The organism is Oerskovia douganii (assembly GCF_015142735.1).
Lineage (GTDB): Bacteria > Actinomycetota > Actinomycetes > Actinomycetales > Cellulomonadaceae > Oerskovia > Oerskovia douganii.
Window position 1 is genome coordinate 37,571 of the sequence record NZ_JACSPN010000027.1, and the last position, 14,768, is coordinate 52,338.

Annotated in this window: 13 protein-coding genes; 11 read left to right on the forward strand and 2 right to left on the reverse strand. The window is 72.6% G+C overall.

Translation table 11 applies throughout. The features are described from left to right. Positions 1-196 precede the first annotated feature (196 nt). Both H9623_RS16535 and H9623_RS16540 read right to left on the reverse strand, forming a co-directional pair. Positions 197-751, reverse strand: a complete 555-nt coding sequence (locus H9623_RS16535) for a GNAT family N-acetyltransferase (protein ID WP_193721113.1) — start codon at positions 749-751, stop codon at positions 197-199. A 146-nt stretch (positions 752-897) separates the two neighbouring features. Next, a complete protein-coding gene (locus tag H9623_RS16540; RefSeq protein WP_193721114.1) occupies positions 898-2,310 on the reverse strand; it encodes an isochorismate synthase in 1,413 nt (470 codons plus the stop codon). Between the two features lie 33 nt (positions 2,311-2,343). Between H9623_RS16540 and H9623_RS16545 the strand changes: the two genes are divergently transcribed. The 11 genes from H9623_RS16545 to nuoI all read left to right on the forward strand — a co-directional run. After that, positions 2,344-3,039, forward strand: a complete 696-nt coding sequence (locus H9623_RS16545) for a demethylmenaquinone methyltransferase (RefSeq protein ID WP_193721115.1) — start codon at positions 2,344-2,346, stop codon at positions 3,037-3,039. 213 nt (positions 3,040-3,252) lie between these two features. After that, positions 3,253-4,554, forward strand: coding sequence for a geranylgeranyl reductase family protein (locus tag H9623_RS16550; protein WP_193721116.1), 1,302 nt, complete (start codon positions 3,253-3,255; stop codon positions 4,552-4,554). A 148-nt stretch (positions 4,555-4,702) separates the two neighbouring features. Then, positions 4,703-5,065: an NADH-quinone oxidoreductase subunit A gene (locus H9623_RS16555; protein WP_030152013.1), complete on the forward strand. Its 363-nt coding sequence runs from the start codon at positions 4,703-4,705 to the stop codon at positions 5,063-5,065. A gap of 25 nt (positions 5,066-5,090) precedes the next feature. Further along, the gene (locus H9623_RS16560; RefSeq protein ID WP_191791733.1) at positions 5,091-5,642 is read left to right on the forward strand and encodes a NuoB/complex I 20 kDa subunit family protein; all 552 of its coding nucleotides are present in this window, start codon (positions 5,091-5,093) and stop codon (positions 5,640-5,642) included. Between the two features lie 71 nt (positions 5,643-5,713). After that, positions 5,714-6,436 carry an NADH-quinone oxidoreductase subunit C gene (locus H9623_RS16565; protein ID WP_193721126.1) on the forward strand — a complete coding sequence of 241 codons (723 nt, stop codon included), beginning with the start codon at positions 5,714-5,716 and terminating at the stop codon, positions 6,434-6,436. Then, positions 6,433-7,791: an NADH-quinone oxidoreductase subunit D gene (locus H9623_RS16570; protein WP_193721117.1), complete on the forward strand. Its 1,359-nt coding sequence runs from the start codon at positions 6,433-6,435 to the stop codon at positions 7,789-7,791. The genes H9623_RS16565 and H9623_RS16570 overlap by 4 nt, the downstream gene beginning before the upstream one ends. After that, the gene (gene nuoE / locus H9623_RS16575; RefSeq protein WP_193721118.1) at positions 7,788-8,627 is read left to right on the forward strand and encodes an NADH-quinone oxidoreductase subunit NuoE; all 840 of its coding nucleotides are present in this window, start codon (positions 7,788-7,790) and stop codon (positions 8,625-8,627) included. Before H9623_RS16570 ends, nuoE begins: the two co-directional genes overlap by 4 nt. Before the next feature lie 11 nt (positions 8,628-8,638). Next, positions 8,639-9,973, forward strand: coding sequence for an NADH-quinone oxidoreductase subunit NuoF (gene nuoF / locus H9623_RS16580; protein WP_193721127.1), 1,335 nt, complete (start codon positions 8,639-8,641; stop codon positions 9,971-9,973). Then, positions 9,973-12,729, forward strand: coding sequence for an NADH-quinone oxidoreductase subunit G (locus tag H9623_RS16585; protein WP_193721119.1), 2,757 nt, complete (start codon positions 9,973-9,975; stop codon positions 12,727-12,729). The genes nuoF and H9623_RS16585 overlap by 1 nt, the downstream gene beginning before the upstream one ends. Further along, positions 12,726-14,174, forward strand: a complete 1,449-nt coding sequence (nuoH, locus tag H9623_RS16590; protein WP_193721120.1) for an NADH-quinone oxidoreductase subunit NuoH — start codon at positions 12,726-12,728, stop codon at positions 14,172-14,174. Before H9623_RS16585 ends, nuoH begins: the two co-directional genes overlap by 4 nt. Next, a partial coding sequence (gene nuoI / locus H9623_RS16595; RefSeq protein ID WP_193721121.1) for an NADH-quinone oxidoreductase subunit NuoI occupies positions 14,167-14,768 on the forward strand: 602 nt, incomplete at its 3' end. The genes nuoH and nuoI, both read left to right, overlap by 8 nt.

Here is a 14,768-nt window from a genome sequence, read left to right on the forward strand (position 1 = left end):
CGGCGGACGCCGACGCCGCTGCGGTCCTCTCCCGTCCCCCGGTCCGCGTCCCCCCTGTCGACCGGCGGGACCGCCGAGGCGCGGCCCTGTTCCCCTGCAGGTGCCCCTCGGCACGCACGCCCCGGTTCGCGCGGTCACCGCGCGGGCCGGGGCGTCGCCGTGCTCGGCCGACGACCACGTCGGCCCGGGGGAGACGTCAGTCGCGGACCGGCAGCGGGACGTCCTCCGGGGTGGGCGCCGTGACGACGGCGGGCCCGTCCCACGGCGAGGTCAGGACCGGGTCGTCGTCGAGCAGGTCGAGCGCCTTGGTCGACCGGACCTCGGTGGTCGTGTATCCCAGGCCGTCGGCGACGTCGCGCGGCAGGACGTCGGCGAGCGTGACCCGGGTCGCGCGGAACTCCTGCCCCCAGGACTCGACGGCCGCGACGAGCCGGGTCGCGACGGTCGCGCGGTCGGCGTCGGGGTCGACAGCGATCTCGTCGACCTCGACGACCAGGCCGTTCGCCGTGAAGGTCAGGCGCTGGCTGGCCAGGAGGTAGCCGACGACCCCGGTCGCGTCCTCGGCGACCAGCAGCAGGGTGTCGAGGGCCCGGAGCAGGGGCCCGACGACGCGGTCGTGCGTGGCGCGGTCCGGGGCGTCCGGCTGGAGGCGCAGCACGAGGTGCCACAGGTCCTCGCGGTCGGCGGTCGTGGCGCGGCGTACGGTGACGTCGCGCTGCGTGGGGGCCAGTGTCGTCGTCGCATCGCTCACCGGGTGAACCTAACAGGCCGGACTGCCCTTTTCCCGGACCTGTCCGGCGAACGGTCCATCCGTCGCGTAGTGCACGAAACTCTCGGTGGAGCCGGGGGCTCCGGCCCATTCCGCAGGTGGAGACGTCCGCAGTGCGGACGCCCGTCTCACCCCCCGAGCGCGTGCCGCATGGGTTCGAGCTTGGCCTCGGACTCGGCGAGCTCGGCGGCGGGGTCCGACGCCGCGACGATCCCGCACCCCGCGAAGAGCCGCACGTGGAACGGGTCCTGCGCGGACAGCTCGGCCGAGCGCAGCGCGATGCCCCACTCGCCGTCGCCGTCCGCCCCGAACCAGCCCACGGGGGCCGCGTAGCGGGCACGGTCCATGCCCTCGATCTCCCGGATGAGGTCGCGTGCCGCGAGCGTCGGGGTGCCGCACACCGCGGCCGAGGGGTGGAGCGCGGCCGCGAGCGCCAGGCTCGTGGGCGCGGGGGTGTCGTCCGTCCCGGCCCGCAGGACGCCCGTGACGTCGGACGCGAGGTGCAGCACGTTGGGCAGGTGCAGCACGAACGGCGCGTCGGGCACGTTCATGGACGAGCAGAAGGGGGCGAGCGCGTCGGCCACGGACGCGACCGCGTACTCGTGCTCCTCGAGGTCCTTCGACGAGCGTGCGAGGTGCGCGGCGCGCAGCAGCGAGTCGTCGTCGGCCTCGGCACCGCCCGAGCGGCGGATCGTCCCGGCGAGCACGCGTGAGGTGACGAGCCCCTTCTCGCTGCGCACGAGCAGCTCGGGGGTCGCGCCGACCATGCCGTCGACCGAGAACGTCCAGCACGCCTCGTAGGCCGTGGCGAGGCGACCGAGCATCCAGCGGGGGTCCACCGGGCGCTCCGCGGTCGCGAGGACGTCGCGCGCGAGCACGACCTTCTCCAGGTCCCCGCGGCGGATGCGCTCGACGCCCTCGGCGACGACCGCGGTCCAGTCCTGGGCGCTCAGCGACCCGTCGACCGTGGTCACGCGGCCCGGCCCGACCACGGGCGTGCGGTGCGCGGGGTCGAGGACGGTCGCGACGTCGTCGGGCAGGGCGTCGCCCTCCGAGATGCTCGTGACCCATGCCGTGCCGCCGGGCCCGCCGCGCCGTCCGACGACGACGCGCGGCACCACGATCGTCCCGCCCGGGCGGGCGTCGCCCGTGGTCCCGGACGCGTCGTCGAACGCGAACGAACCGAACGCGACGAGGCCGCTGCCGGGCAGCGCCACGTCGTCGTGCACGACGGCGGCGCCCAGCACCTCCTGCCACGCGGCCTCGGCGTCGGCGAACCGCCCCGGCCCCCACGCCTCGAGGCGCAGGGCCTCTCCCCACCCGACGATGCCGTCACCACGTCGCACCCAGGCGAGCGGGCGGGCGTCGGGCAGGAGGTCGGTGAGGGCGGTCAGGTCGCCCGGCAGGCCGTCGGGCAGGAGCGTCGTGCGCACGACCAGGCGGGGGACGGCCGACGGGCCGGAGGAGCCGGTGCGGGGGGAACCTGCCGGGGGAGCGCCGAGGTCGTCGGTGCCCGCCGGGAGGGGAGAGTGCTCAGTCATCGTCTCCAGCGTAGGCGTGAAACGATGGGCGGCATGTCGCGTGCCAGCCTGGACAAGAAGCCCACCGAGGTCGCCTCCATGTTCGACGGGATCGCCCGTCGCTACGACCTCACCAACGACCTCATCTCCCTGGGGCAGGACCGGCGGTGGCGCAAGCACACCGTCGACGCCGTCGCGGCCCTGCCCGGCGAGCGCGTCCTGGACCTCGCCGCGGGCACCGGCACGTCGAGCGAGCCGTTCGCCGACGAGGGCGTCGAGGTCGTGCCGTGCGACTTCTCGGTCGGCATGCTCGAGGTCGGCAAGCGCCGGCGTCCCGACCTGCCGTTCGTCGCGGGGGACGCGACCGCGCTGCCCTTCGCGGACGCGTCGTTCGACGCCGTGACGATCTCGTTCGGCCTGCGCAACGTCGTGGACACGAGCGCCGCGCTGCGCGAGATGCTGCGTGTGACGCGCCCGGGCGGGCGCATCGTGATCTGCGAGTTCTCCGAGCCCACGTGGAAGCCGTTCCGCGTCCTGTACACCGACGTCTTCATGAGGCTGCTGCCGGTCGTGGCCGGGGCCGTGACCAAGGAGAAGGGCTCGTACGAGTACCTCGTCGAGTCCATCCGGACGTGGCCCACGCAGCCCGAGCTCGCGCACCTCATGCTCGACGCCGGCTGGGAGGGGGCTGCCTACCGCAACCTCTCGGGCGGCCTCGTGGCACTTCACCGGGCGGTCCGCCCGGCCTGAGGCCCACCGATCGACGCAGGCGCGCCTGACACGCCGGGCGCGCCTGCATCGTGCTGCCCTCCTACCCCTGCGACCAGGCCGTTCGTCGCCCAAGGAAGGGTTGCCTTGCTACACAACCGCGAGGTTGTGTGGCTAGAGTGAAGACGTTCATTGTGAGCGACTTCACAAGGGGCTTTCCGAGGTGTGCCCGAGCGTACCGAGCGAGGTGAGAACGTGCGTGGAAGGACCGATGACGCGGACGTCATCGTCGTCGGCGCCGGCCCGGCCGGAGCCACTGCCGCGCACTACTGCGCCGCCGCGGGCCTGAACGTCCTCCTGCTGGAGAAGGCCTCGTTCCCGCGCGACAAGATCTGCGGCGACGGTCTCACGCCGCGCGCCGTGGGCGAGCTCGTCCGCATGGGCGTCCCCACGCGCGCCGAGGACGGCTGGATCCGCAACAAGGGCCTGCGGGTCGTCGCGAGCGGCCGGCAGTGGGAGCTGCCCTGGCCCGAGCTCAAGGCCTACCCGTCCTACGGCCTCGCGCGCTCCCGCATGAACCTCGACCAGACCCTCGCCGAGCACGCGCAGCGCACGGGAGCCAAGCTCCTCGAGCGCACCAACGTGACCGGGCCGCTCCTCGACGAGCGCACCGGACGGGTCGTGGGCGTCACCGCGCGCCCCCTCGACGAGAACGGCCGCCGCGCGGGCGACGAGTACGAGCTCCGCGCCCCCGTCGTCATCGCCGCGGACGGCGTCTCGTCGCGCTTCGCCCTCGCCCTCGGCCTCGAGAAGCGCCAGGACCGCCCCATGGGGGTCGCGGTCCGCACCTACTTCAGGACCCCGCGTCACGACGACGAGTGGATGGAGTCCCACCTCGAGCTCTGGGACGGCCCGGCCGGGAGGTCCAACCTCCTCCCCGGCTACGGGTGGATCTTCGCGCTCGGCGACGGCACCGCGAACGTCGGCCTCGGCTCGGTCAACTCGACGCCGGCCCGCCAGTCCGCCGCGAACGTGGACTACAAGGACCTGTTCGCCCGGTGGATGGCCAACGCGCCCGCCGAGTGGGAGTTCACCCCGGAGAACCAGGTCGGCCCCGTGCGCGGCGCGGCCCTGCCCATGGGCTTCAACCGTAAGCCGCTCTACTCGCGCGGCGTCGTGCTCGTGGGCGACTCGGGCGGCATGGTCAGCCCGTTCAACGGCGAGGGCATCGCCTACGCCATGCAGGCAGCGCGCGTCGCGGCGGACGTCGTGGCCCAGTCCCGGGCGCGCAGCACCGACGCGGCCCGCGAGCGCACGCTCGCGACGTACCCCGAGATCATGCGCAACGACCTGGGCGGGTACTACACGCTCGGCCGGTACTTCGTGCGGCTCATCGAGCACCCGGAGATCATGCGGCTGTGCACCCGGTACGGGCTGCCCCGGCCGCTCGTCATGCGCTTCGTCCTCAAGCTGCTGTCCGACTGTTACGAACCCCGCGGTGGCGACGTCGTCGACCGCGTCATCGCGGGCCTGACGAGGGTGGTGCCATCGGCATGACCGACCTTGGTGCGACGGCAAGGAAGCCGTCATCGCTGTTCACGCAGTCACCACCCAGCCCCTCGGACCCGGGCCGACGCAACGATGCGCGGACGCCCGGCGGCAGCACTCCCGACATGCCCCAGCGCACCCCCCGGAGAGCAGACCGATGACCAACCCGTACGTGCCCGTCCTCGTCCTGATGGGGATCGGGGCCGTCCTGGCTCTCGGCGGGGTCGCCGCGAGCGCCGTGATCGGCCCCAAGAGGTACAACCGCGCCAAGCTCGACGCGTACGAGTGCGGCATCGAGCCCACCCCGCACGCCGTCGGCGGAGGGCGCTTCCCGATCAAGTACTACCTCGTCGCGATGACCTTCATCATCTTCGACATCGAGGTGGTCTTCCTCTACCCGTGGGCGGTGGACTTCACCGTCCTGGCCACCTTCGGGCTCGTCGCCATGCTGAGCTTCCTCGCCCTGATCACCGTGCCGTTCGTCTACGAATGGCGCCGTGGCGGGTTCGAGTGGGACTAGCCGGAACCAGTTAGGGAGAACGCAGATGGGGATCGAAGAGGCTCCCTCGGGCTTCTTGCTCACGAGCGTGGAGAACCTCGCGGGGTACTTCCGCAAGGCGTCGCTGTGGCCGGTGACGTTCGGCCTGGCGTGCTGCGCCATCGAGATGATGGCGGCCGGCGCGTCGCGCTACGACCTGTCCCGCTTCGGCATGGAGGTCTTCCGGGCCTCGCCGCGGCAGGCCGACCTGATGATCGTCGCGGGTCGCGTGAGCCAGAAGATGGCGCCCGTGGTGCGCCAGGTCTACGACCAGATGTCCGAGCCCAAGTGGGTGCTGTCGATGGGCGTGTGCGCGTCGAGCGGCGGCATGTTCAACAACTACGCGATCGTGCAGGGCGTGGACCACATCGTGCCGGTCGACATCTACCTGCCCGGCTGCCCGCCGCGCCCCGAGATGCTGATCAACGCGATCCTCGCGCTGCACGAGCAGATCCAGGCGGAGCCGTTGGGCGTGAACCGGCGCGAGGCCGCCAAGGCCGCGGAGGCCGCGGCCCTCGAGGCGACCCCCACGTTCCAGATGAAGGGACTGCTGCGGTGACGAGCACCAACGACGGCTCGACGGGCCGCCCCGCGGACGACGTCCAGCGCGAGAAGGTCGCGAAGGGCGACGTGCCCGGCGACGAGCTCGTGACGGGACCGGAGGCGGGCGGCCGCGAGCCCCTCGAGGTCGTCGAGGTCCGGACGGGCATGTTCGGCGCCCACGGGTCGGGCGACACCTCGGGGTACGGCGGGCTAGTGCGTCCCGTGGTGCTGCCCGGACCGAGCGCGCGCCCGTACGGCGGCTGGTTCGACGAGGCCGTCGACGTCCTGGCGGAGGTCCTCGCGGAGTCCGGCGTGCGGTTCGAGGACGCGGTCGAGCAGGTCGTCGTGGACCCCCCGGGACGCCACGCCGAGCTGACGCTGCACGTGCGCCGGGACCACGTCGTGACGGTCGCCCGGGCGCTGCGCGACGAGCAGGACCTGCGCTTCGAGCTGAGCATGGGCGTGAGCGGCGTGCACTACCCGCACGACGTGGGCCGCGAGCTGCACGCCGTCTACCACCTGACGTCGGTGACCCACGGGCGCAGCCTGCGCCTCGAGGTCTCCGTCCCGGACGCGGACCCGCACGTCCCGTCGACCACGTCGGTCTACCCGTCCAACGACTGGCACGAGCGCGAGACGTGGGACTTCTTCGGGATCGTGTTCGACGGCCACCCGGCCCTCGCCCGCATCGAGATGCCCGACGACTGGCCCGGCCACCCGCAGCGCAAGGACTACCCGCTCGGCGGCATCCCGGTCGAGTACAAGGGCGCCACGGTGCCCCCGCCGGACCAGAGGAGGTCGTACTCGTGAGCACCACCACGCCCCACGCCACGAAGGCGCCGTACGGGGACTTCGACCCGAGCATCCCGAGCTTCGAGGCCTCGGGGGGCGACTGGGCCGACATCACCAAGAACGCGGTGGAGGCCGCCTCCCTGGGCGAGGAGCGCATCGTCGTCAACATGGGCCCCCAGCACCCGTCCACGCACGGCGTGCTGCGGCTCATGCTCGAGATCGACGGCGAGACCGTCACGGAGGCCCGCTGCGGCGTCGGCTACCTGCACACGGGCATCGAGAAGAACATGGAGTACCGGACGTGGACCCAGGGGGTCACGTTCTGCACCCGCATGGACTACCTCGCGCCCCTGTTCCAGGAGACGGCCTACTGCCTGGCGGTCGAGAAGCTCCTCGGCATCACGGACGACGTCCCCGAGCGGGCGAGCGTCATCCGCGTCCTCATGATGGAGCTCAACCGCATCGCGTCCCACCTCGTGTGCCTGGGGACCGGTGGCAACGAGATGGGCGCCACGACGGTCATGACCATCTCCTTCACGGCGCGCGAGGAGATCCTGCGGATCTTCGAGGCCGTCACGGGGCTGCGCATGAACCACGCGTACGTGCGCCCGGGCGGCGTGGTCCAGGACGTCCCGCCGGACGTCGTGGCCCAGGTCCGCAAGGCCGACCCGCTGATCCGCGGCTACCTCGGGCAGCTCGGCGACCTCATGCTCGCCAACCCGATCTTCAAGGGGCGCCTGCAGGGCGTCGGTCACCTGAACCTGTCGGGGTGCATGGCGCTCGCGATCACCGGGCCGGTGCTGCGCTCGACGGGCCTGCCGTACGACGTGCGCAAGGCCGCCCCGTACTGCGGCTACGAGACGTACGACTTCGACGTCCCCACGTCGGACGAGGCCGACTGCTACTCGCGGGTCGTGCTGCGGCTCGAGGAGTGCTACCAGTCGCTGCGGATCGTCGAGCAGTGCCTCGAGCGTCTCGAGGCCACGGCGGGCCAGCCCGTCATGGTCGCCGACAAGAAGATCGCGTGGCCCGCGCAGCTCGCCGTCGGGTCGGACGGCCAGGGCAACTCGCTCGACCACATCCGGGAGATCATGGGCACCTCGATGGAGTCCCTGATCCACCACTTCAAGCTGGTCACGGAGGGCTTCCGGGTCCCGGTCGGCCAGGTGTTCCAGTCGGTCGAGCACCCGCGCGGCGAGCTGGGCGTGCACCTGGTGTCCGACGGCGGCACGCGCCCGTACCGGGCGCACTTCCGCGATCCTTCGTTCAACAACCTGCAGGCGGTCGCCGTGATGTGCGAGGGCGGCCAGGTCGCCGACGTCGTCGTCGCGGTCGCCTCGCTCGACCCGGTGCTGGGAGGGGTGGACCGATGACGCTCGAGGCTCGCAGGTCCGGATACGACGAGGCGACGTACGCGCGCCTCGCGCAGGACACCGCGGCGATCGTCGCGCGGTACCCGGAGAAGAGGTCGGCGCTGCTGCCCATGCTGCACCTGGTGCAGTCGCAGGACGGCTACGTGTCCCGTGACGGCATCGCGTTCTGCGCGGAGCAGCTGGGGATCACGGCCGCCGAGGTGTCGGCCGTCGCGACCTTCTACACGCAGTACAAGCGCCACCCCAACGGCACCTACACCGTGGGGGTCTGCACCAACACGCTGTGCGCGATCATGGGCGGCGACGAGATCTTCGAGGAGCTCTCGGAGCACCTGGGGGTCGGGCACGACGAGACGACCGAGGACGGCGCGATCACGCTCGAGCGCGTCGAGTGCAACGCGGCGTGCGACTACGCGCCGGTCGTGATGGTCAACTGGGAGTTCTTCGACAACCAGACCCCCGCGGGGGCCACGCAGCTCGCGGACCGCCTCCGGGCGGGCGAGGACGTCGCGCCCACGCGCGGTGCGGCCTCGGTGTGCACGTTCAAGCAGATGAGCCGCGTGCTGGCCGGGTTCTCCGACGGTCGCGCGGACGAGGGCGTCGGCGCCGGTGGGCCCACGCTCGCCGGTCTTCGCCTGGCCCGGGAGCACGACTGGACCGCCCCCGGTGGTGCGGCACCTGAGCAGGCGGACGAGCCGACCACGGACGCGGGTGCGGCTGCCGCGGACGGCGCCTCCGCCGTCGGGCAGGAGCAGTCCTCGGCCGAGCGCACGACCACGACGCCCGCGGACGCCACGGGCGAGACTCCCGACGCCTCGAAGGGGAAGCAGCCGTGAGCGAGCAGACGATCGACCCGCTGACCCCGATCCTCAGCGAGACCTGGGACGCGGACCGTTCCTGGACCCTCGACGCCTACGTCGCGCAGGGTGGCTGGCAGGGCCTCGCGAAGGCCCTCGCGCAGCCGCCCGCGGACGTCGTGCAGGTCGTCAAGGACTCGGGCCTGCGCGGCCGCGGCGGCGCAGGGTTCCCCACGGGCATGAAGTGGGGCTTCCTGCCCGCGCCCGACGGCGGCCCCCGCTACCTCGTCGTCAACGCCGACGAGTCCGAGCCGGGCACGTGCAAGGACATCCCGCTCATGCTCGCGAGCCCCCAGCTCCTGATCGAGGGCGTGGCCATCACGTCCTACGCGATCGGGTGCGACCACGCGTTCATCTACGTGCGCGGCGAGGTCCTGCACGTGTACCGCCGCCTCCTGCGGGCCGTCGAGGAGGCCTACGCGGCCGGGTACCTGGGCAAGAACATCCAGGGGTCCGGCTTCGACCTCGACGTCACGGTCCACGCCGGGGCGGGCGCGTACATCTGCGGCGAGGAGACCGCGCTGCTCGACTCGCTCGAGGGCCTGCGCGGCCAGCCGCGCCTCAAGCCACCGTTCCCCGCGGTCGCGGGCCTGTACGCACGGCCCACCGTGGTCAACAACGTCGAGTCCGTCGCGAGCGTGCCCGCGATCGTCAACCACGGCTCCGACTGGTTCACGTCCATGGGCACCGAGCGCTCGGCAGGCCACGGGCTGTTCTCGCTGTCGGGGCACGTGGTCCGTCCGGGGCAGTACGAGGCCCCGCTCGGCATCACGCTGCGCGAGCTCCTCGACATGGCGGGCGGCGTCCGCGGTGGCAACCGGCTCAAGTTCTGGACCCCCGGCGGGTCCTCGACCCCGCTGTTCACCGACGCGCACCTCGACACCCCGCTCGACTACGAGTCGGTCGCGGCGGCGGGCTCGATGCTGGGCACGCGCGCGCTGCAGATCTTCGACGAGACCACGTGCGTCGTGCGGGCCGTGAGCCGGTGGATGGACTTCTACGCCCACGAGTCGTGCGGCAAGTGCACGCCGTGCCGCGAGGGCACCTACTGGCTCAAGCAGATCCTGCGCCGCATCGAGACCGGTGCGGGCACCGAGGGCGACCTCGACGTCCTGCTCGACACGTGCGACAACATCCTCGGCCGCGCGTTCTGCGCGCTCGGGGACGGCGCCACCTCGCCCGTCACGAGCAGCATCGCGCTGTTCCGCGACGAGTTCGAGGCGCACATCACCGGGCGCGGCTGCCCGTTCGACCCGTCGGCCGCCGCGCTGTTCGACTACACGCCCCGGCGTGCCCCGCAGGCCCTGACGGCAGGAGCGCACTGATGACGACCACGACGCCCAAGCCGTCGACCACGGTCGCGGCGGGAGGCGCTCAGCCCCCCGCCCGTCCCGACGACGTGTCGTTCACGATCGACGGGATCGAGATGGCCGTGCCCAAGGGCACCCTGGTCATCCGGGCCGCCGAGCAGGTCGGCATCCAGATCCCGCGGTTCTGCGACCACCCGCTGCTCGCCCCCGCGGGGGCGTGCCGCCAGTGCCTCGTCGAGGTCGCGACCCCCGACCGCGAGGGCAACGTCCGCCCCATGCCCAAGCCGCAGGCCTCGTGCACGCTCGAGGCCACGCCGGGCATGGTCGTCAAGACCCAGCACACGTCCGCGGTCGCGGACAAGGCGCAGCACGGCGTCATGGAGCTCCTGCTCATCAACCACCCGCTCGACTGCCCGGTGTGCGACAAGGGCGGCGAGTGCCCCCTGCAGAACCAGGCCATGAGCAACGGTCGTGCGACGAGCCGGTTCGTCGACGTCAAGCGCACGTTCCCCAAGCCCATCGCGATCTCGACCGAGATCCTGCTCGACCGTGAGCGCTGCGTCCTGTGCCAGCGCTGCACCCGGTTCTCCGCGGAGATCGCGGGCGACGCGTTCATCGACCTGCAGAAGCGCGGCGCGCAGCAGCAGATCGGCCGCTACGACGCACGCGTCCTGGGCTTCGCCGACGGCGACTCCGAGGCGGCGGCACCCGCGGGCGCCCTGCCCTACGGCGCCCGGGCGGGCTTCGAGGCGCCCGTGGGGGCCGCGCTCGAGGACGAGTCGGGCCGTCCGTTCGCGTCCTACTTCAGCGGCAACACCGTGCAGATCTGCCCGGTCGGTGCCCTCACGGGCGCGGCCTACCGCTTCCGCTCGCGGCCCTTCGACCTGGTCTCGACGCCCGGCGTGGGGGAGCACGACGCGTGCGGTTCCGCGATCCGCGTCGACCACCGCCGCGGCGTCGTGCTGCGGCGCCTGGCGGGAGAGGACCCGCTGGTCAACGAGGAGTGGATCACCGACAAGGACCGCTTCGCGTTCACGTGGCAGGACGCGCCGGACCGCCTCACGCACCCGCTCGTGCGCGACCGCGAGGTCGACCAGGACGGGCGCCTCACGCGCGGCGAGCTGCGCCCTGCGAGCTGGGCCGAGGCCCTCGAGGTCGCGGCGGCGGGTCTGGAGCGCGCCAGCGCGGCGGGCGGCGTCGGGGTGCTTCCCGGCGGGCGCCTCACGGTCGAGGACGCGTACACGTACGGCAAGTTCGCACGGGTCGTGCTCGGCACCAACGACGTCGACCACCGCGCCCGCGTGCACTCGGCCGAGGAGGCCGAGTTCCTGGCCCACCGGGTCGCGGGCACGGGCCTGGGCGTGACGTTCGACGAGCTCGAGAAGGCGCCCGCGGTGCTCCTCGTGGCCCTCGAGGCCGAGGAGGAGGCGGGCGTGACGTTCCTGCGCCTGCGCAAGGGCGTGCAGAAGCGCGGCCTGCGGGTCTTCTCCCTCGCTCCCTTCGCGAGCCGGGGCGTGCAGCGACTCGACGGCACGCTCCTGCGCGCGGCCCCGGGCACCGAGGCCGAGTGGCTCGACGTGCTCGCCTCCGGGGCGCAGACGCTGTTCGGCCACGACGGTTCCGTGGGACCCGACGCCTCCGAGTCCGTCGACGAGCCCGCCGAGGTCTCGGCCCTGCGGGACGCGCTCGCGCAGCCCGGCGCGGTGGTCCTGGTCGGCGAACGGCTCGCCGGGGTCCCCGGCGGGTACTCGGCGCTGGTGCGCCTCGTCGAGGCCACGGGGGCACGCCTCGCGTGGATCCCGCGCCGGGCGGGCGAGCGCGGCGGGGTGGAGGCGGGCACGCTGCCGGGCCTCCTGCCCGGCGGGCGCCCCGTGCCCGACGCCGCAGCGCGCGTCGACGCGGCCGTCACCTGGGGCGTCGAGCACCTCCCGGAGACGCCCGGTCGCGACACGGGCGATATCCTCGACGCGCTGTCCGTGGGGCAGCTCGGCGGCGTCCTCGTGGGCGGCCTGCACACCGACGACCTGCCCGACCCGGAGCACGCCCGCAAGGCGCTGGGGGCCGCAGGGTTCGTCGTGTCCCTCGAGGTGCGTGCCTCGGACGTCACGGCCCTGGCCGACGTGGTCCTGCCCGTGGCGCCGCCCGTCGAGAAGGCGGGCACGTTCGTGAGCTGGGAGGGTCGCGTGCGGTCGTTCGAGGCCGCGCTGGCCACGACCGCGATGCCCGACCACCGCGTCCTGGACGCGCTCGCCGACGCGGCCGGCGTCACGCTGGGGGCGCGGACGGTCGAGGAGGTCCGGGCGGAGATCGACCAGCTCGGCACCTGGGACGGTGCACGCCCCGCAGCGCCCTCGACCCCGACCGCGGAGCCCCCGGCGGTCGCTCCCGGTACCGCGGTCCTCGCGGGCTGGCGGCTGCTGCTCGACGCGGGGCGCGGCCAGGACGGCGAGCGCTTCCTCGCGGGCACGGCCAAGCGACCCGTGGCCCGGATGTCCGCGGCCACCGCGGCGGCCGCCGACCTGTTCGAGGGCGACGTCGTGCGGGTCTCGACGGACCGCGGGTCGATCGAGCTGCCCGTGGTGATCACCGACATGGTCGAGCACGTCGTCTGGCTGCCGCTCGGCTCCGAGGGGTCGCAGGTCCACCGCGACCTCGGCGTGGCCCCCGGCGCGCTCGTGCGCGTCGAGCCGGTCGCCGGTCCCGGCCCGCGCACCACCGGTGCCTCCCGGCCCGGCGGAACCACCCAGCCCACCGACGGGGGAGCATCATGAGCGGCCTGCTGAACCTCGCCCTGGTCTCCGAGGCGGCACTGGCCTCCGAGACCCCGGGCGTGCCCGGGATCGCGGCCGACTTCTCCCAGGACAACGGCTGGACGTACCTGGTCAAGGCCGTCCTCATCATCGTGTTCCTGCTCACGAGCGTGCTCATCGCGATCTGGTTCGAGCGCAAGGTCGTGGCCCGGATGCAGGTCCGTCCCGGACCCAACGTGCACGGGCCGTTCGGTCTGCTCCAGTCGCTCGCGGACGCCATGAAGCTCCTGCTCAAGGAGGACCTCACCGTCTCCGCGGCGGACAAGTTCGTGTACATCCTGGCGCCCATGATCGCGGTGTTCTGCTCGCTCCTGACGTTCGCGGTCATCCCGTTCGGGCCGAACGTCACGATCCCGTTCACCGACTACTCGACGCCCGCACAGCTCACCGACTTCCCCGTCGCGGTGCTCTACATCCTGGCGTGCGCCTCGGTGGGCGTGTACGGGATCGTGCTCGGCGGCTGGTCGTCCGGCTCGACCTACCCGCTGCTCGGCGCGGTCCGCTCGACGGCCCAGGTCATCAGCTACGAGCTCGCGATGGGCCTGGCCCTGGTGAGCGTCTTCATCATGGCCGGCTCGATGTCCACCTCGGAGATCGTCGACTCCCAGACCAGGGTCTGGTGGGCGCTCATCCTCATCCCGAGCTTCGTGATCTACATCATCGCGATGATCGGCGAGACCAACCGCCTGCCGTTCGACCTCCCCGAGGCCGAGGGCGAGCTGGTCTCGGGCTACATGACCGAGTACTCGTCCATGAAGTTCGCCTGGTTCTTCCTCGCCGAGTACATCAACATGATCAACGTCTCGGCGGTCGCGACCACGCTCTTCCTGGGCGGCTGGCGCGCCCCCTGGCCGCTGTCCGCGATCAACGACGGCATGTTCAACGAGGGCTGGTGGCCCATCCTCTGGTTCCTCGTCAAGGTCTGGGCCTTCATGTTCGTGTTCGTGTGGGTCCGCGGCACGCTCCTGCGCCTGCGCTACGACCAGTTCATGAAGTTCGGCTGGAAGGTCCTCATCCCGGCCGCGCTCGCCTGGATCGTCGTGCTCTCGGTCGTCCAGGGCCTCATCCGCTTCGGCGACGTCGACAACCGCGCGATCCTCGTCGCGGCCGGCGCGCTGTTCGTGGTCGCCATGCTCGCGATCTTCCTGTGGCCGGCGCGCAAGGAACCCGGAGGGGCGGCCGAGACGGCCGGGGGAGCGACGCCGTCGGGCCCCTACCGCAAGGGCGCCACCGCGGCCCCCGAGCCCTTCGACGCCTTCGCGGGCGGCTTCCCCGTCCCGCCGCTGCCCGGCCAGACCCTGCCCAGCGCCTCGCGCCGAGCACGGCGCCTGGTCCCCGAGGACAGCCCGCCCGGTGCGGGTCCCGCAGCACCCGACGCCCAGGACGAGGAGGTCCCCCGTGGCTGACTACGAGTCGTTGATCCCGCAGAGGAAGGGGCTCGGCGGGCTGCTCGCGCCGGTCGCAGGGTTCGGGGTCACGTTCTCCTCGATGTTCCGACCGACCGTGACCGAGCAGTACCCGTTCGAGAAGGTGCCGACCAAGCCCCGCTACCACGGTCGCCACCAGCTCAACCGGTACGAGGACGGCCTCGAGAAGTGCATCGGGTGCGAGCTGTGCGCCTGGGCGTGCCCCGCGGACGCGATCTACGTCGAGGGCGCGGACAACTCCGCGCTCCCCGACGGCGCGCACCGTTCGCCCGGCGAGCGCTACGGCAGCGTCTACCAGATCAACTACCTGCGCTGCATCTTCTGCGGGCTGTGCATCGAGGCGTGCCCCACCCGGGCGCTCACCATGACCAACGAGTACGAGCTCACCGGACCCACCCGTGAAGGGCTGATCTGGGAGAAGGAAGACCTCCTCGCGCCGCTGCGCGAGGGCATGCTCGCCGCCCCGCACCCCATGGTGCCGGGGACGACCGACACCGACTACTACCGGGGAGAGGTGACCGGGCCCGTGCCCGAGCAGATCGACTGGGTGCGCGAGCACCGGCCCGACGACCC